Genomic DNA, 16,516 nt, shown 5'->3' on the forward strand with positions numbered 1-16,516 from the left:
CGCAGCAGCCGGTCGGCACTTATCCCCTGCCTCCCGTCACGACGGCGTTGATCGCGCCCATGCCATGTTGACCCGCCGAACCACGCACGGCATACCGTTGGGCCACAGCGGCGCGACGGAAAATAGGGGAGCCGGCGCGCCTTCGACCTCAGGGAGGAAATGCATGGCAGGGCTGCTCGCTCTATCCAGAACGATCGACCGTATGAACGAGTTCATCGGCCGGTGGATATCGTGGCTGATCCTGCTGGCAATCCTGGTCAGCGCCGCCAATGCCATCATCCGCAAGGTCTTCGACGTCTCGTCGAATGCCTGGCTGGAACTGCAGTGGTACCTGTTCGGCGCCGCCTTCATGCTGGCCGCCGCCTACACGCTGAAACAGAACGACCATATCCGCATCGACATCGTCTACGGCATGTGGTCGCGCCGCGTGCAGCACTGGATCGACCTGCTCGGCCATGTCTTCTTCCTGATGCCGTTCGTGACGCTGATGGTGATCTATTTTATACCCTACGTGTCGCTGTCGTTCCGCAGCGGCGAAATGTCGAACAATTCCGGCGGCCTGATCATCTGGCCGGCCAAGGCGATCCTGCTCGTCGGCTTCTTTCTGCTGGCGCTGCAGGGCATCTCCGAGATCATCAAGAAGATCGCCATCATGCGCGGCGACATGGACGATCCCAATCCGTTCATCTCGGTGCACGAACAGGCCGAGCTCGAGGCGAAAGCCCTTGCCGAAGAAGCCAAGGCGCTCGCCCAGGAGGCGCGCCCATGATCGAGTTCATCGCCCAGAACATGGCGCCGATCATGTTCGCCTCGCTGATCATCTTCCTGCTGATCGGCTATCCCGTCGCTTTCTCGCTCGCCGCAAACGGCCTGATGTTCTTCTTCATCGGCGTCGTGCTGTCGCCCTATTCGGGCGGCTCGATCAACCTGGCGTGGCCGCTGCTGCATGCGCTGCCCGACAATTTCTACGGCAGCCGGGTGATGTCGAACGACACGCTCTTGGCGATCCCGTTCTTCACCTTCATGGGCATCGTGCTCGAACGATCCGGCATGGCCGAGGACCTGCTCGACACGATCGGCCAGCTGTTCGGCCCGGTTCGCGGCGGCCTTGCCTATGCGGTGATCTTCGTCGGTGCGCTGCTTGCCGCGCCCCCGGGCGTGGTCGCGGCTTCGGTCATCGCCATGGGCCTGATCTCGCTGCCGATCATGCTGCGCTACGGCTATGACCGACGACTGGCGTCGGGCGTCATCGCGGCATCCGGCACACTCGCCCAGATCATCCCGCCGTCGCTGGTGCTGATCGTTCTGGCCGACCAGCTCGGCCGTTCGGTCGGCGACATGTATGCCGGCGCGCTGATCCCCGGCCTGGTGCTGACCGGCCTTTACACGCTCTACATCCTGATCATGTCGATCGTCCGGCCGAACTCGATGCCGGCGTTGCCGCTGGCGGCCCGCACGCTTGGCCACGGCGTGCTGTCGCTGCTCGCGGCACTGCTGGTGGCAGTCGCGGCTTCCTATGCGGCCTATCGCTACCTTGCGCCGGCGCATGGCGACAATGCCGATATCCTTGGCGCCAGCATCGGGGTGATCCTGATCTATATCGTGGCGATCGCCGACAAGGGCCTGAACATCAACATGATGTCCAGGTTGGCGCAGCAGGTGATCATCGTTTTGATCCCGCCTCTGGCGCTGATCTTCCTGGTGCTGGGCACCATCTTCCTCGGCATCGCCACCCCGACGGAGGGCGGCGCCATGGGCGCGGTTGGCGCCCTGGCGATGGCGGCAATGAAGGGGCGGTTGTCGCTGGATGTCATCAAACAGGCGCTCGCGTCGACCACGAGGCTTTCCTCCTTCGTGCTGTTCATCCTGATCGGCGCGCGGGTGTTCTCGCTGACCTTCTACGGCGTCAACGGCCACGTCTGGGTCGAGCATTTGTTGACGTCGCTGCCGGGCGGCGAAGTCGGCTTCCTGATCGGCGTCAACATCCTGGTCTTCGTGCTCGCCTTCTTCCTCGACTTCTTCGAGCTCGCCTTCATCATCGTACCGCTTTTGGCGCCGGCTGCCGATAAGCTCGGCATCGACCTGATCTGGTTCGGCGTGCTGCTCGGCGTCAACATGCAGACCTCCTTCATGCATCCGCCTTTCGGCTTTGCGCTGTTCTACCTGCGCTCAGTCGCCGCGCGCGTGCCCTATCTCGATCGCCTCACCGGCAAGCAGATCGCGCCGGTGACCACCGGCCAGATCTATTGGGGCGCCGTGCCCTTCGTCTGCATCCAGGTGATCATGATCGGGCTGACCATCGCCTTCCCGCAAATGGTCATGCGCTACAAGGGTGCGGCCGTCGATCCGGGTACGATCGAGATCAACTTGCCTGATATGCCAGGCCTTGCGCCTCTCGGCACACCACCACCAGCCAACGGTGGTCCATCACCTGCGGCGCCACCGTCGAACGATCTCTCGCAGCCGCCGAATTTCGGCGAGACGCCGCCCGCCAAGCCGGCGGCGCCGGCGACCGACCTGTCGCAGCCGCCGAACTTCAACTGATGTGTGAACACTGAGAACCTGAGTGAGGATGTTATGAGAGCCGTGCGCCTGGAAGCGGTGGGCAGCATTGCGCTACGGGAGGTCGACAAGCCTGTTGCGGGACCGCAGGACGTTCTGGTGCGCGTCGAAGCCTGCGGCGTTTGCGGCACCGACCGTCACCTCCTCCACGGCGAATTCCCTTCGAGCCCGCCGGTGACGCTTGGTCACGAATTCTGCGGCATCGTCGAGGCTGTCGGCGACGCGGTTTCCGGCATCGCCATCGGTGACCGTGTTACCGGCGATCCCAACATCTTCTGCGGACGCTGCAGTCATTGCCGAGCCGGCCGCGTCAATCTGTGCAGCAATCTCAGGGCCATCGGCATCCATCGCGACGGCGGCTTCGCCGACTACGTCGTGATGCCGCAGAGCCAGGCCTTTCTTCTGCCTGCGAACCTCAAGCCAACGCATGGCGCCTTCTGCGAGCCGCTGGCCTGCTGCCTGCACGCTGTCGACCTCGCCGGAATCAGACCCGGCGCTGCCGTGGTGGTGCTTGGTGGCGGCGTCATCGGCCTGCTTACCGTGCAATTGGCGAGGCTCGCAGGAGCGGCGACCATCATCCTGTCGACGCGGCAGGCCTCCCGCCGTGCGCTCGCCGAAGAGCTCGGTGCAACGGCGACGGTCGACCCAAACGCGGTCGACCCGATCGAGGCGATCGCCGGCCCAACCGGCCTTGTGCCCGGCGGGGCCGACGTGGTGCTCGAATGCGCCGGTGTCCCCGATACCGTCGAACAATCGATGCGGCTGGCGAAGTCCGGCGGCACGGTGGTGATCGTCGGCGTGATGCCGCAAGGCGTGAAAGTGCCCTTCGAACCGTTCGACATCCTGTTTCGCGAACTGAAGGTTCTCGGCTCGTTCATCAACCCCTTCACCCACAGGCGGGCGGCGGACCTTGTCGCGTCCGGGGCAATCGAGATCGACAAGCTCATCTCCAGACAGGTCGGCCTGGACGGAGCCCCCTCGGTTATCTCCAACCCGGCCGCCCCCGGCGAGGTCAAGGTGTTGGTGGTGCCGGGCAGGGAATGAAGGGCAGCCTCAATCCTGCGACGTTGGCGATTGGCGAAACGACGATGACCGCGTCCCTCTCCCCGTCACTATACGGGGAGAGGATGCCGGCAGGCAGGTGAGGTGCAGCGTCAACGCTTGGAAAGATAAGCTATAATTTCGGGGCGGCTACCAAGCCCAAGGCGATCAATCGCCGAAGTTTGCGCCGCCCCTCATCCACCTGCCGGGACCTTCTCCCCGTACAGTGACGGGGAGAAGGGACAGATCCCAGCCTACAGTTTGCCGTTGCGCTGCTGGACCATCATGAAGGTGTCGTAATTGTACTCGGCCACCTGCGCCCACAGATAGTGCTCCTTGCGGAAGCCCTTGATCGAGTCCCAGATCTTCTTGAACGGTGCGTTGGTGGCTTCCATTTCGGTGTAGACCTCATTGGCCTTCTCGAAACAGGCGGCCATGATGTCCTGGCTGAACGGGCGCAATTTCGCGCCGCCGGCCACCAGCCGCTTGACTGCTGCAGGATTGAGGTAGTCGTATTTCTGCAGCATGTTGGCGTCCGCCGCGTGCGCGGCCGTGTGCACCAGCGACTTGTAGGCCGGCGAAAGCTCTTCGTACTTCGCCTTGTTGAACAGGAGATGGACGGTCGGGCCGCCTTCCCACCAGCCGGGATAGTAGTAATAGGGCGCGACCTTGTAGAAGCCGAGCTTCTCGTCGTCATAGGGGCCGACCCATTCGGCGGCGTCGATCGTGCCTTTTTCCAGCGCCGGATAGATGTCGCCACCGGCGATCTGCTGCGGTACGACGCCGAGCTTCGAGACCACTTTGCCGGCAAAGCCGCCGATGCGCATCTTGAGGCCGGAGAGATCGGCGACGGTGTTGATCTCCTTGCGGAACCAGCCGCCCATCTGCACGCCGGTGTTGCCGCCGGGCAGGCCGAACAGGCCTTGCGTGGCGAGAAACTCGTTGAACAGGTCGATGCCGCCGCCATGATAGTGCCAGGCATTCATGCCGCGCGCGTTGAGCGAGAACGGCACCGCCGCACCGAGCGCCCATGTCGGGTCCTTGCCCCAATAATAGTATGACACCGTGTGGCAGGCCTCGACGGTGCCGGCCGTGGTGGCGTCGGCGGCCTGCAGGCCGGGTACGAGTTCGCCGGAGGCGAAGACCTGGACCTGGAAATTGCCGTCCGTCGCCTCAGACAGCATCTTGGAGAAGACTTCGGCGCCGCCATAGATCGTATCGAGTGACTTGGGGAAAGATGACGCCAGCCGCCACGTCACTTTAGGATTGGACTGGGCGATTGCCGGTGCGGCTAGCGTCGCGGCAGCCGCCGCTGCGCCCACGCCGGTGACCCCGGCCTTGCGGATGAATGAACGACGATCCATGCAGAACCTCCCTTTTGGACCAACAAACCGACATCAGGGACGTCTCCTCACGCCCGGTATCGATTTGCCGAAACAATACACGGGCAAGGGGTCGAGTCCAGCATGGCAGCGGGATTTGACGGCGGCGCTGGCGACAAATCCGCGGGCCGGCCGGCCAGCCTGCAACTATAGTCTAACGTTCGCCGCGTGGCCCATGCGAGATGGCGAAACTTGCCATGGAAAAGCGCCTTCGGATCGCCTATTTTGCAGGCACAATAGATAATTCGCTTCGCTCCAGATGGAATCCGGACCCAAATGCACCAGCCGCTCGTCGCCATATCCACCGACGTCCGTCAGTTCGACAACTACACTTGGCATGCCGTCCCGCAGCAATATATCGAGGCAGCACTTTCCGGCGCCGGCGTGTTCCCGCTTTTGGTGCCGTCCTTCGGCGACCGGCTCGATTTCGACGAGCTGTTGTCCTCGGTCGATGGTGTCATGGTCACCGGCTCAAAGTCCAACGTGCATCCCTCGCTCTATGGCGGCGACGCCAGCGAGGCCAACGGCCCCTACGACCCGGCGCGCGATTCCACCACGCTGCCGTTGATCTGCAAGGCGATCGAGCGCGGCGTGCCGCTGCTTGCCATCTGCCGCGGCATCCAGGAGTTGAACGTGGCGCTAGGCGGCACGCTTGGCACCGAGATCCAGGAGCGCGAAGGTTCGCTGGACCATCGCGCGCCGGTGAGCGACAATCAGGACGAACGTTTCGCCATTCACCAGACCATTTCGATCAAGCCGGGCAGTTGCCTGGCCGGTGTATTCGGCGCCGGCGACATCAAGGTCAACTCGCTGCACCGCCAAGGCATCGACCGGCTCGGCTCGAAGCTGCAGGTCGAGGCGGTTGCCGGCGACGGCACGGTCGAGGCCGTTTCGGTGAAGGACGCCCGCGCCTTCGCCGTCGGCGTGCAATGGCACCCCGAATACTGGGTCAAGTCGGACGGCAACTCGGCCAAGATCTTCCGCGCCTTCGGCGATGCGGTGCGGCTGCATGCGGCGGCGAAGGCCGGTGCACGGGCGGCGGCGGAATAAATCCCGACGATCAATTGCCGGCGGATTGATCCAGTTCGCCGGTTGTCGCCAGCGAAAGCAGCGGCGTGGCCGGAGCGTAGGATTCGTAGCCGTCGCCATCCGCAACCGAGAAGGTGACGATCGGGTCGGTGCCGTCGGCGCTGAACGCGATTGTGCCGTCCTCGCCCTCTCGCCAGAATTTTGCCCGCTCGATCCCCGGCAGCAACCCGCGGCAACTCGGCGCCACGGTCAACAGCGACAGGCCATCGTCAATCGCGGCGCCGCGGCTAACCGCGCAGTCGCCTTCGTCGCCATTGGCGACCAGCCTGAAGGTGGTTGCCGGCCTTGCTTCATTGGCCGAACTTTCACTACTGCCGCCGTGAAACAGCTGAAAGCCGGCGAAAAGTGCCGCTGCCGCAATCAATGCCGGAAGTTTCGTCATCCTGCACTCCGCGCCCCCCGGGGCAGATGCACAATGATTCCAAAGCGTTAAGCCGACGTTAACGAGTGTGGCAGAGAGCCGCTCAGCTTCGTGGCTTGACTTGCGCCGTCTCAGGCACCGGGGTCAGTGGCCGGCGCTCGCTGAACCAGGATACCAGATTGTCGACGCACAGATCCGCCATGGCGCGGCGCGTGTGGTGCGAGGCCGAGCCGACATGGGGCAAAAGCGAGGTGTTGGGCGCCTTCAGCAAAGCCTTGGGCACATTCGGTTCATCGGCGAAAACATCGAGCCCGGCGGCGGCAATGGTGCCGTTGGCAAGCGCTGCGGCGAGGTCTGCCTCGTCGACCGTGCTGCCACGGCCGATGTTGACGAAAACGCCGTTGGCGCCAAGCGCCGCCAGGATTTCGGCATTGACCGCCTTCTCCGTGGAAGCGCCGCCCGGCACTACGGAAATCAGCGTATCGACCGCTTCGGCAAGGCCCTTCAGCGTCGGGTGGTATTCATAAGCCAGACCTTCGACCTTGCGCCTGTTGTGGTAGGCCACCGGCAGCCCGAACGCTTCCAGCCGGCGCGCAATGGCAAGGCCGATGCGGCCCATGCCGAAAATGCCGACATGCCGACCGCGCAAGGTCAGCCGGCTCAGGGGATAGTTGCCCTTCTTCACCCAACTGCCGTCGCGCAGCCATTTCTCGGCGTTGTAAAGTTCACGCACGGTGTTGAGCAAAAGGCCGATCGTGGTGTCGGCGACCTCCTCGGTCAAAACATCGGGGGTGTTGGTGACCATGATGTTTTTCTTGGCCGCATGGCCGGCATCGACCGAATCATAGCCGACGCCGAAGGAGGCGATGAGTTCGAGGTTGGGCAATGCATCCATCAATGCCGCATTGACGCCGGCAAAGGACGCAATGGCGCGCACGTCATGGCGCATCTCGTCGGTGACCAGGGCGGGATCGGCGCGCTCTATCTTGACCCGCTTGAAGGTGCGGTCGATGCGCTCGACCGCATGGTCGTTGAAATGTCCCGGCACCAGAACGGCGACGGTCTGCAACGCATCAGTCTTGGTCATGCACGCTCCACCGGCTTGCCGGTCGACTGGCGCACATGCAGTTCCGGCTTGATCAGTTCCTGTGACGGCCGTACCGCCTGTCCGTTCAGCTTGTCGAGCAGCGCGCTGGCGGCACGGCGGCCAACCTCTCGCTGGCCATTCCAGACTGTGGTGAGCGCCGGTGTCGCGATTGCCGCCTCCTCGAGATCGTCATAGCCGGTGACCGATATGTCGGCGCCCGGCACCAGGCCGGCGCGGGCAATGCCGTTCATCAGCCCTATGGCGACGAGATCATTCCAGCAGCAGGCGGCGGTTGGCTTGTCTTTAAGCGCCAGAAACTGTCCAGCCGCCTCGAATCCGCCCTGCTTGGTGCGCGGCCCGGCAATGCGCCAGGACGGCCTGACTTCCAGCCCGGCGGCTTCCATGGCGTTGAGATAGCCCTGGTAGCGGTCGCGCCCGGTCGAGGTCTGGTCGGTGCCGCCGATCATGGCGATGCGCTTGTGCCCGAGCGAGATCAGGTGATTGGTGGCAAGTGCTGTGCCATAGGCATCGTCGCCGCGAAACACCGGCACGTCGGCGCCTTCCACGCTGCGTGCGATCAGCACCGCCGGCAGGCCGTTTTCTTCGGCCATGACGATGTCGGAAGCCGGCGTGCCGATGGCCGGCGACATGATGACGCCATCGGCGCCGAGCTGCAGCAGCGTGTCGATGAAGGTGCGCTGCTTTTCCAGCTGGTCGTAGTGGTTGGACAGGATAAAGGTCTGCCGGCTGCGATCGAGTTCGCTTTCGATGGAGCGCAGGATCTCGGCGAAGAACGGGTTCATGATGTCGTGCACGACGACGCCGACAATCCCCGAGCGCGAGGTGCGCAGTGAGGCGGCGCGGCGGTTGTAGATATACCCGATGGCCCGCGCATGCTCCTTGATGCGGTCACGCGTGGCGCCTGCGACCAGTGGACTGTCGCGCAAGGCGAGGGAGACCGTGGCCGTGGAGACGCCAAGCGCATCCGCGATCGTCGAAAGCTTGATCTTTTGTGCCAGCCCTTCGCTCCCCGTTTTTTAAATTTTTTAAATGCGGCGTTATGCCATCGGATTCGGAGCAAATCAAAGTTTTTTCGCCAGCGCCTCCGCTTCGACATCGACGGTCGTGCGATTGCGCAGCCGCAAACGGTGCTCGCGATGGATGATGTAAAGGCCGCTGGCGACGATGATCGCAGCACCCACCAGCGTCCAGCGGTCGGGGAACTGGTGGAAGATGATCCAGCCGGACAGGATCATCCAGACCATCTGCGAATACGGGTAAGGCGCCAGCGCCGTGGTGGTCGCCAGTCGGTAGGCCTGCACCAGAAGCCAGTGGCCGCCGGCGCCAAACACGCCCAGCATCACCAGGATGACCCAATGCCAGCCATCCTGCGGCAGCTGATGCGAGAACGGCAGCATCGGCAAAAGGAGCACGGCCGGCGCCAGCGCCGAAAACAGGATCAGGCTTTCCGAGCTTTCGCTGGCCGACATGCGGCGCGTCATGATGACGTAAAAACAGTTCGACAGCATGGAGCCGAGCGCGAAGAGGTGGCCGAGACCGAACACGCCGACGCCCGGCCTTGTGATGACGAGCACGCCGACAAAACCCGTCAGGATCGCCAGCCAGCGCCGCCAGCCGGCCCATTCACCAAGCAGCGGTCCGGCAAGGGCGGTGATCACCATCGGCCCGAAGAAGTAGATCGAGGTGGTCTCGGCCAGTTGAAGCGTTTTGAGCGCCATGACGTTGCACATCGTCGAGCCGAACAACAGACCGCCGCGCAGGATGTGGGCCGGCAAATTGTTGGCGCGGAAGCGCGACGGCTCGCGCCAGCCGCGCAGGAAGACGCCGACAAGCAGGACATGGACGGTGAAGCGGGCCCAGGCGACGATCAGCGCCGAGACGCCGGCCAGGACCAGATATTTGCTCGATGTGTCGAGAAAGGTGAAAAAGACATAGGTGGAAAGCATGAACAGCATCGCGGCGGGCGGCGTTGCGCTTTCGTCTGATTTTGCGGGAACGTTCAATGTCAGGCCGGGCAGGGAGGAGCAACGCTTAACCTTTGCGGCAATCGCCTGCGCCCGGCAAGCCAAAAGCGACTGGCACAACAGGCGTCTGAGACAGGTTCAGCGCAGGCCAATCCGATGCCCAATCCGATGCCAGCTAAGGCGCCTTGCGTTCCGCTGCGACGTTCTGACATCCCGGTGCTTTGCCGTCGGATGCCATTTGCGCCTGGAGATGAAGCCACAACGCCTGGGCGACGGGTCCATGCGGTCGGTCGCGCCGGCGCACCGCCGCCAAGGTCTCCGTCCGGCCGGGCAGATGTGCACCAGCGATCGAGATCAGCTTCCTATCCCGCAGTTCGTCCTCGATCAGCCATGCCGGCAGATGGCCCCAGGCCAGTCCGTGAAGGATCAGTTCCTTCTTCATCAGATGATCCGGCGCCGAGCACTGATGCGCACCGTCGATGAGGAAATAGCTCTCCGGCGCTGGCCGCCGCGCCGTGTCGCGGATCACGCACTGGGTGAAGGGCCGCATCTGCTCCGGCGCAATCTCGCGGCCAGGCGCGAACGGAAGGAACCCAGGCGCCACCACCGGCACGAGGGGCACCGCGCAGAGATCGATCCGCTCGAGATGCGGATCGGAAGGATCCGCGCGATGGAAGATGAGGTCAGCCGAGCCTTCCATCAACCGTTCGAGCGGACCGCCGACCGCCTCGTACTCCAGGTGCAGGCGTGTCCCGGTGCGTTCGGCAAAGAAGCCGCTGAGCATACGCAGGATTTGCGGTCGCGGGCACAGATCACCCATGACGACACGCAGGACCGTCTCCTCGCCACTCGCCAACTGGCCCGCATAGGTTCGCAGATGGTCGAGCTCGCGCAATGTCAGCTGCGCTCGCGCGTGAAACTCGCGGCCCGCCTCCGTCAGCCCCACCCGATATCCGCTGCGGTCGAGAAGTGTGAGCCCGAGCAACTGCTCGAGGCGTGCGACAGCGGCGAAGACGGATGGATGCGATCGGTTCAAGGCAAGGGCGGCCGCCTGGAAGCTGCCCTCGCTTGCCACGGCGTCAAAGCACCGTAGGTCGTGGAGTTTCAGACCATTCATTATCGCCAAAACCTACTGAGATTGTCCAATCATAGTAATTTTCCTGGATAATTACGAGGCTAGGGTGGCTCATTCAAAGGGCGGCGGGAGCATCGAACTCCTTTCGCCAGGGTGAGATGAGGACCAGATGACTGACACGCTTTATTTTACGACGGGCGACGGCTGCCGGATCGCCTATCAGCTGGCGGGGGCCGGCCCTGTGCTTGTGCTCTCGAATTCCATTGCGACGAACCTGCATATGTGGGACCGGCAGCTTGCGGAATTTGCCGGATCTTTCCGGGTGCTGCGCTATGATCTGCGCGGCCACGGCAGTTCCGATGCTCCGGCCGGAGCCTATTCGCTCGATCGGCTGGGCCGCGACGTCCTTGAGTTGCTGGATGCGCTTCAGATCGCCCGCGTGCATTTCTGCGGGCTGTCGCTGGGCGGCTTCGTAGGGCAGTGGCTGGGTATCCATGCCCCGGACCGCATCGAGCGTCTCATCCTTTCCAACACCTCGCCACATCTCGGGCCGGCTTCTTACTTTGACGAGCAGATCCGTACTGTCCTTGCTGCGAGCAACATGTCGGCCGCCGCGGACATGTTCATGCACAACTGGTTTCCCGCCTCGATGCTTGCCGGCCCAAACGAAACCGTCGACGCGTTCCGCGCGATGGTCCTGGCGACGCCGCCCCAAGGTCTCGCGGGATGCTTCGCCGCCGTACGCGATTGCGATCTGCGCCGGACTGTCTCCCTCATTACCGCCCCCACCCTGGTGATCGGTGGAGAAGACGACAAGGTAACGCTGGCAAGCCACAGCGAGGCGATCGCAGCCAGCATCCCCGGCGCCACGCTTACACTGCTTCCGGGCGTCCATATGCTGAACGTCGAGCGGCCGACTGAATTCATGAGCGCCGTTACACGCTTCCTGCTGAATTAGGCGTGCATGCGGGCGCCCTTGGTGATCTTGTCGACGAGTTTCTTGTCGGCACGCAGCGCGATGCCGACGATCTTGGCGTCCTCAGGGCCGAACTCGGCGAAGACGGCGCGGTTGGCCGCATCGAAGCCGGTGGCAAACATCTCCTCGACATAGGCTGACGCCGTCACGCCCCGCGCCAGCGCCTTCCGGTGGATGGAGTTGAGCGTCGGCCCATCGGCCGAAAGCACGATGACCGGCTGGATCGACAGAGGATTGTAAAGGTTGCCGGCGCGGTCGCGGTAGGGTTCGCCGATAATGTCGGGGAATTGCGCGACGACGCCGCTGCTCAGGAAGGCCGTGACGTTGAGCTTTTGCCAGACGGCGAGATCGTCCCGCAGCACGATTGCAAATTTCGTATCGAACACCAAAATGAGGACTCCGGAGCACGCCCATGAAGGGCAGGGATAGGTGATGACGCACGATCTAGACGGTGAGGCGACACAGGGTCTTGGACGTTCGTGCGCGGATGAAGACCGGATCGTCTCGGCGCCAGGCAGGACCGGCATCGAGCGCATCGAGGCGCATTTCCATGGCAAAGCCTTCGACCTGCACCGTCATGATACGCTTGCCGTCGGCGTGACGCTTTCCGGTGTGCAGCGCTTCCACTACAGGGGCACTGTCAACCACAGCCTGCCCGGCCAGGTTATCGTGCTGCATCCCGACGAAGTGCACGATGGCGGCGCCGGGACCGAGGATGGTCTGCGCTACCGGATCCTCTATCTGGAGCCGTCACTGCTGCTCGACTGCCTCGACGGCGCGCCGCTGCCTTTCGTCAGGGATGCTGTGGTCAGCGATCCTGCCTTGCGTGGCACGCTGCTTTCGGCCCTGTCGCCGCTCTATGAGGAACTGGACGAGCTGTTCGTCGCCGATTTCGTTGCGGAGCTGGCGCAGCATCTGGGGCGTCATGCGGGACAGAAAGCAAAGCCGATGGGGAAGTCGGCCTCGCGTGCGGCAGCGCTGGCGCGCGGCTATCTCGAGGAGAATGCCGAGCGGTCCGTTCGTTCCGATGAGCTGGAAGCCGTCACCGGGCTCGACCGCTATGCGCTGTCACGCCATTTTCGCGCGACCTATTCCACCAGCCCGCATCGGTTCCTGCTGATGCGCCGGCTGCAAAAGGCAAGACGGATGATCGAGGTGGGCGAGCCGCTGGCCGAGATTGCCGTTGGCGCCGGCTTCAGCGACCAGAGTCATTTCAACAGGCATTTCAAGAAAGCATTCGGCCTGACGCCCGGCCGCTGGTCGGCGCTGGTGCGCGGCCCTTCGGTGGCGGCCTAGCTCAAGACACGCGGCCGCCGTGCCGGTCAGTCGTCGATGTCGGCGTCGTCGTCGACGAGCACCAGCTCCTCGTTCGACAAATTGGCCTCGATGCGGGCGAGCAGCTTGAACAGCGTCTTCTGTTCTTTCTTGTCGAGGCCCTTCAAGGCCTGCTTTTCGGTCTTCTTCACCGACTTCTCGATGGCGTGGATGATCTCGCGGCCGGTGTCGGTGAGAAAGATATGCGCCTGGCGTGCATCCGCGGAAGAGGCGCGCTTTTCCAAAAAGCCCTGGGCCTGCAGCCGGTTGATGGTCTTGGTGATGGTCGGTGGGCGCACGCCGAGGCGGCCGGCGAGATTGCCGGGCGTCTGGCCGTCCTCGCGGTCGAGCGTCAGCATGATCTGGTCCTGGCCGGCATAGAAGCCGTGCGCCAGAAGCCGCGCCGCCAGCGCGGTCCTTGCCAGCCTTGCCGCCGAATGCAGCCGGCTCATCGTTGCAGTCTTGTCCGCCTTGGCCATGGTGATCCCTCTTCGGCCGTACCGGTGCGTGCAGCATAGACGCAGCCGGCCGGTTGGCAATCGACGATCCAAAAGATTCCGGCTTTCGAAACAGCTTTGCCGGCAAGCATTTGTGGTGCTCGAAATGGTGATGCCAGATGTTTATTTCAGTTAGATGACAAACGAGTTTCCGCCAAGGCGATTGCAACGGTTTGACGCGGCGCGGCTCAGCACACGTCAACGAAGAGGCGTTTCCGGCGACACGTTGATGGTCGGCATCCCTCGCACTCGGCCTCTCGGGTCTACCCATCCGCTTCGTCAATCCTGGGTCAAACACCCAGGCGGTTTGCCTCGTGCAAAAGGCCGGCACACATCCTATATCAGGCCAACAATCCCTTCTTGCGGCCCGCAATTCCGTGGCCCAGCCATTTCGAGGCAAGATATGAGCGAAGCACAGACGCAAATCCCCGTGACCGTTCTCACCGGCTATCTCGGCGCCGGCAAGACGACGCTGCTCAACCGCATCCTGTCGGAAAACCATGGCAAGCGTTATGCCGTCATCGTCAATGAATTCGGCGAGATTGGCATCGACAATGATTTGATCGTGGAATCCGACGAGGAAATCTACGAAATGAACAATGGCTGCGTCTGCTGCACGGTGCGCGGCGACCTGATCCGCGTCGTCGAAGGCCTGATGCGCCGTCCCGGCCGCTTCGACGCCATCGTCGTCGAGACCACCGGCCTCGCCGATCCTGTGCCGGTGGCGCAGACCTTCTTCATGGACGACGACGTGCGCTCCAAGACCAAACTCGACGCTGTCGTGGCCCTGGTCGACGCCAAGCACCTGCCGCTCAGGTTGAAGGATTCCAAGGAAGCCGAGGACCAGATCGCCTTCGCCGATGTTGTCGTGCTGAACAAGACCGATCTGGTGACGCCCGAAGAGCTGGCCAAGGTCGAAGCCACCATCCGCGCCATCAACCCGGCGGCCAGGATCCACCGCACCACGCGCGCCGGCGTGGCGCTGTCGGAAGTGCTCGACCGCGGCGCCTTCGACCTGTCGCGCGCATTGGAAAACGATCCCCATTTTCTCGAGGCGCACGATCATGATCACGACCACCATGATCACGACCACGATCACCACGACCATCATCATCACGATCACGCGCATCCCTCCGACATCCATGACGTGACCGTGCAGTCGGTGTCGCTGCGCGGCGGCGAGATGGACCCGAAGAAATTCTTCCCGTGGATCGAGAAGATCACTCAGATGGAAGGTCCCAACATCCTGCGGCTGAAAGGCATCATCGCGCTCAAGGGCGACGACGAGCGCTATGTCATCCAAGGCGTGCACATGATCATCGAAGGCGACCACCAGCGCGCTTGGAAAGACGGCGAAAAGCATGAGAGCCGGCTGGTGTTCATCGGCCGCGAGCTTGACGCCGAACGGCTGAAGAAGAGCTTTGACGCCTGCCAGGCGGCTTGATTTCCGGACTCTATGGCGCTAGCGCTGCCCGCTCTTCCTTCTCCCCTTGTGGGAGAAGGTGGCCTCGCGAAGCGAGGTCGGATGAGGGGTGCTCCAGCTCGGCACCGACGGCGATCCGTTCAACACCCCTCATCCGTCTCGGCGCTGCGCGCCGATCCACCTTCTCCCACAAGGGGAGAAGGTTGACGCCAGGCCTGGCCGCCTCAGTGGCTTCCCGGGAGTGGTGACAGCTTCATTGGAATGGTCCTGATGCCCACAGTTGCTCCCCTCGACCTGGAAGGTCACTGCCTTGCCGCCGTCTTCCTCGACAACGTGCCGCATTTTGCGCTCGCCGATGGGACAGTTCATAGGCTCGACAACGGCCACAAGACAATTCAGGCCAATGACGGCCTGCTCTCCACGTTCCATGACGCCGCCAACGACCGCCTGATCACCGGCGGCGAGGACGGCAAGATTTTTGCCGTTGCCGCCGGCGGCAATGTCAGCGAACTCGCCAGCGCCGGCAAGAAGTGGATCACCAGCGTCGCCGCCGGGCCGCAAGGCGCTATCGCCTATGCCACAGGCAAGACTGCGTTCGTGCGCTTTGCCGACGGCAAGACCAAAGAGTTTGCCCATCCACGTTCGGTCGAGGGGCTGGCCTTCTCCCCCAAGGGCATGCGCTTCGGCGTCGCCCGCTACAATGGCGCGACGCTGCATTTCCCGGCCGCCGAGGGCAGACCGGTGGAGCTGGAATGGGCCGGCGCCCATACCGGCGTGACCTTCTCGCCGGATGGCGCCTTCCTCGTCACCACCATGCAGGAAAACGCGCTGCATGGTTGGAAGCTCGCCGACGGCAAGCACATGCGCATGACCGGCTATCCCGGCAAGGTCAAAAGCCTGTCGTGGAGCGTGAAGGGCAAGTGGCTGGCGAGTTCCGGCGCGCCGGCGGCGATCGTCTGGCCGTTTTCGGGCAAGGACGGCCCGATGGGCAAGGCGCCGCTGGAGCTCGGCACGCGCGGCAACGCCATGGTGACATCGGTTGCCTGCCATCCGAGCCAGGATGTCGTCGCCGTCGGCTATGATGACGGCATGGTCATGGCGGTGCGCTTTACCGATGCCAAAGAGGTGCTGTTGCGCCGCCCGGGCATGGGCGCCATCACCGCGATGATGTGGGACAAGGAAGAGCGCCGGGTCGCCTTCGGCAGTGCCGCCGGCGACTGCGGCGTCATCGATATCTCGGCGTGACCTATTCGGCTCCGCACGACACCTTGCCGGTCAATTCTTTCGGCTTGCCGTCCTGTTCCGTGTCGGCGGCGTTGTCGTAGACGGCAAGCGTGTACCGGCCGTCATAGACGCCCTCGTCACTGGTCTTGGTCAGGATCGTCAGTTCGACAGAGTTGAATTTATCTCCGAGCTGATGCTCGTGGTAGACGTTCAGCCGCAACTCCTTGTCGTCCAGCCAGTACTGGGTGAGGTCGGAATCCTCGAAGACGGTCTTGCGCAGACTGTCGCCTTCCGGCCGGCCAAGTATCTCGAGATCGCCGCGAAAATTGAAGGTCGGGCCGCCCATACCTCTGGTGACCCCGGCGCCGACCTCGAATTGCACCGCTTTGTCATCGACGGAACACCAGACGCCGCCCGATGCGGAAGCCGCAGCGGCCGACAAGAGTAGCGCAATAGCGCAGATGATCGTCCGCATTCTTCTCCCCAAACCACAGACCCGA

General features: G+C 63.3%; 17 protein-coding genes. 8 read left to right on the forward strand and 9 right to left on the reverse strand.

Annotated features, from left to right (window positions below; all coding sequences use genetic code 11):
- The first annotated feature begins 163 nt into the window (after positions 1–163).
- The 3 genes from NKI06_RS05040 to NKI06_RS05050 are packed head-to-tail and all read left to right on the forward strand — an operon-like array spanning position 164 to position 3,606.
- On the forward strand, positions 164–769 hold the full coding sequence (locus NKI06_RS05040; protein ID WP_023671348.1) for a TRAP transporter small permease subunit: 606 nt from the start codon (positions 164–166) through the stop codon (positions 767–769).
- The gene (locus NKI06_RS05045; RefSeq protein WP_352984327.1) at positions 766–2,544 is read left to right on the forward strand and encodes a TRAP transporter large permease; all 1,779 of its coding nucleotides are present in this window, start codon (positions 766–768) and stop codon (positions 2,542–2,544) included. Before NKI06_RS05040 ends, NKI06_RS05045 begins: the two co-directional genes overlap by 4 nt.
- Positions 2,545–2,577: 33 nt before the next feature.
- Positions 2,578–3,606, forward strand: a complete 1,029-nt coding sequence (locus tag NKI06_RS05050; RefSeq protein WP_023822070.1) for a zinc-dependent alcohol dehydrogenase family protein — start codon at positions 2,578–2,580, stop codon at positions 3,604–3,606.
- Positions 3,607–3,857: 251 nt separating this feature from the next.
- On the opposite strand, the gene NKI06_RS05055 is transcribed toward NKI06_RS05050, so the two are convergent.
- Positions 3,858–4,967 (reverse strand): TRAP transporter substrate-binding protein, encoded by a 1,110-nt coding sequence (locus tag NKI06_RS05055; protein ID WP_023725935.1) that lies wholly within the window; start codon positions 4,965–4,967, stop codon positions 3,858–3,860.
- A gap of 294 nt (positions 4,968–5,261) precedes the next feature.
- Here NKI06_RS05055 and NKI06_RS05060 point away from each other — a divergent pair, with 294 nt between their 5' ends.
- Positions 5,262–6,035 (forward strand): gamma-glutamyl-gamma-aminobutyrate hydrolase family protein, encoded by a 774-nt coding sequence (locus tag NKI06_RS05060; RefSeq protein ID WP_023725934.1) that lies wholly within the window; start codon positions 5,262–5,264, stop codon positions 6,033–6,035.
- A gap of 10 nt (positions 6,036–6,045) precedes the next feature.
- Here the strand turns inward: NKI06_RS05060 and NKI06_RS05065 are convergent, their stop codons facing one another.
- From NKI06_RS05065 to NKI06_RS05085, 5 genes are all read right to left on the reverse strand, one after another.
- Complete coding sequence (locus NKI06_RS05065) at positions 6,046–6,456, reverse strand: hypothetical protein (protein ID WP_023729722.1); 411 nt, start codon at positions 6,454–6,456, stop codon at positions 6,046–6,048.
- 82 nt (positions 6,457–6,538) lie between these two features.
- Positions 6,539–7,522: a 2-hydroxyacid dehydrogenase gene (locus NKI06_RS05070; RefSeq protein ID WP_023822071.1), complete on the reverse strand. Its 984-nt coding sequence runs from the start codon at positions 7,520–7,522 to the stop codon at positions 6,539–6,541.
- Positions 7,519–8,541 (reverse strand): LacI family DNA-binding transcriptional regulator, encoded by a 1,023-nt coding sequence (locus NKI06_RS05075; protein WP_023671355.1) that lies wholly within the window; start codon positions 8,539–8,541, stop codon positions 7,519–7,521. The genes NKI06_RS05070 and NKI06_RS05075 overlap by 4 nt, the downstream gene beginning before the upstream one ends.
- A gap of 63 nt (positions 8,542–8,604) precedes the next feature.
- The gene (locus tag NKI06_RS05080) at positions 8,605–9,489 is read right to left on the reverse strand and encodes a DMT family transporter (RefSeq protein ID WP_032902466.1); all 885 of its coding nucleotides are present in this window, start codon (positions 9,487–9,489) and stop codon (positions 8,605–8,607) included.
- 193 nt (positions 9,490–9,682) lie between these two features.
- Positions 9,683–10,624 (reverse strand): LysR family transcriptional regulator, encoded by a 942-nt coding sequence (locus tag NKI06_RS05085; RefSeq protein ID WP_352984329.1) that lies wholly within the window; start codon positions 10,622–10,624, stop codon positions 9,683–9,685.
- A 127-nt stretch (positions 10,625–10,751) separates the two neighbouring features.
- Between NKI06_RS05085 and NKI06_RS05090 the strand changes: the two genes are divergently transcribed.
- Positions 10,752–11,540, forward strand: coding sequence for an alpha/beta fold hydrolase (locus NKI06_RS05090; protein ID WP_023689240.1), 789 nt, complete (start codon positions 10,752–10,754; stop codon positions 11,538–11,540).
- Here the strand turns inward: NKI06_RS05090 and NKI06_RS05095 are convergent.
- A complete protein-coding gene (locus NKI06_RS05095; protein WP_352984331.1) occupies positions 11,537–11,944 on the reverse strand; it encodes a DUF2000 family protein in 408 nt (135 codons plus the stop codon). The two genes, NKI06_RS05090 and NKI06_RS05095, sit on opposite strands and share 4 nt — an antisense overlap.
- A 46-nt stretch (positions 11,945–11,990) precedes the next feature.
- On the opposite strand from NKI06_RS05095, the gene NKI06_RS05100 reads away from it, so the two are divergent.
- A complete protein-coding gene (locus NKI06_RS05100; RefSeq protein WP_352655606.1) occupies positions 11,991–12,854 on the forward strand; it encodes an AraC family transcriptional regulator in 864 nt (287 codons plus the stop codon).
- Between the two features lie 26 nt (positions 12,855–12,880).
- Here the strand turns inward: NKI06_RS05100 and NKI06_RS05105 are convergent, their stop codons facing one another.
- Positions 12,881–13,351 (reverse strand): MarR family winged helix-turn-helix transcriptional regulator, encoded by a 471-nt coding sequence (locus NKI06_RS05105; RefSeq protein WP_023694717.1) that lies wholly within the window; start codon positions 13,349–13,351, stop codon positions 12,881–12,883.
- 421 nt (positions 13,352–13,772) lie between these two features.
- Between NKI06_RS05105 and NKI06_RS05110 the strand changes: the two genes are divergently transcribed.
- Together NKI06_RS05110 and NKI06_RS05115 are read left to right on the forward strand one after the other, a co-directional pair.
- A complete protein-coding gene (locus tag NKI06_RS05110) occupies positions 13,773–14,813 on the forward strand; it encodes a CobW family GTP-binding protein (RefSeq protein WP_352984332.1) in 1,041 nt (346 codons plus the stop codon).
- Between the two features lie 249 nt (positions 14,814–15,062).
- Positions 15,063–16,037 carry a WD40 repeat domain-containing protein gene (locus tag NKI06_RS05115; RefSeq protein WP_023711331.1) on the forward strand — a complete coding sequence of 325 codons (975 nt, stop codon included), beginning with the start codon at positions 15,063–15,065 and terminating at the stop codon, positions 16,035–16,037.
- 1 nt (position 16,038) lies between these two features.
- Here the strand turns inward: NKI06_RS05115 and NKI06_RS05120 are convergent, their stop codons facing one another.
- Entirely contained in the window at positions 16,039–16,491 is a 453-nt protein-coding gene (locus NKI06_RS05120; RefSeq protein WP_023683507.1) for a hypothetical protein, read from the reverse strand.
- Between the last annotated feature and the right edge of the window lie 25 nt (positions 16,492–16,516).

Origin of the sequence: Mesorhizobium sp. M0772, from assembly GCF_040320135.1 — a bacterium.
Classification (GTDB): Bacteria; Pseudomonadota; Alphaproteobacteria; order Rhizobiales; family Rhizobiaceae; genus Mesorhizobium.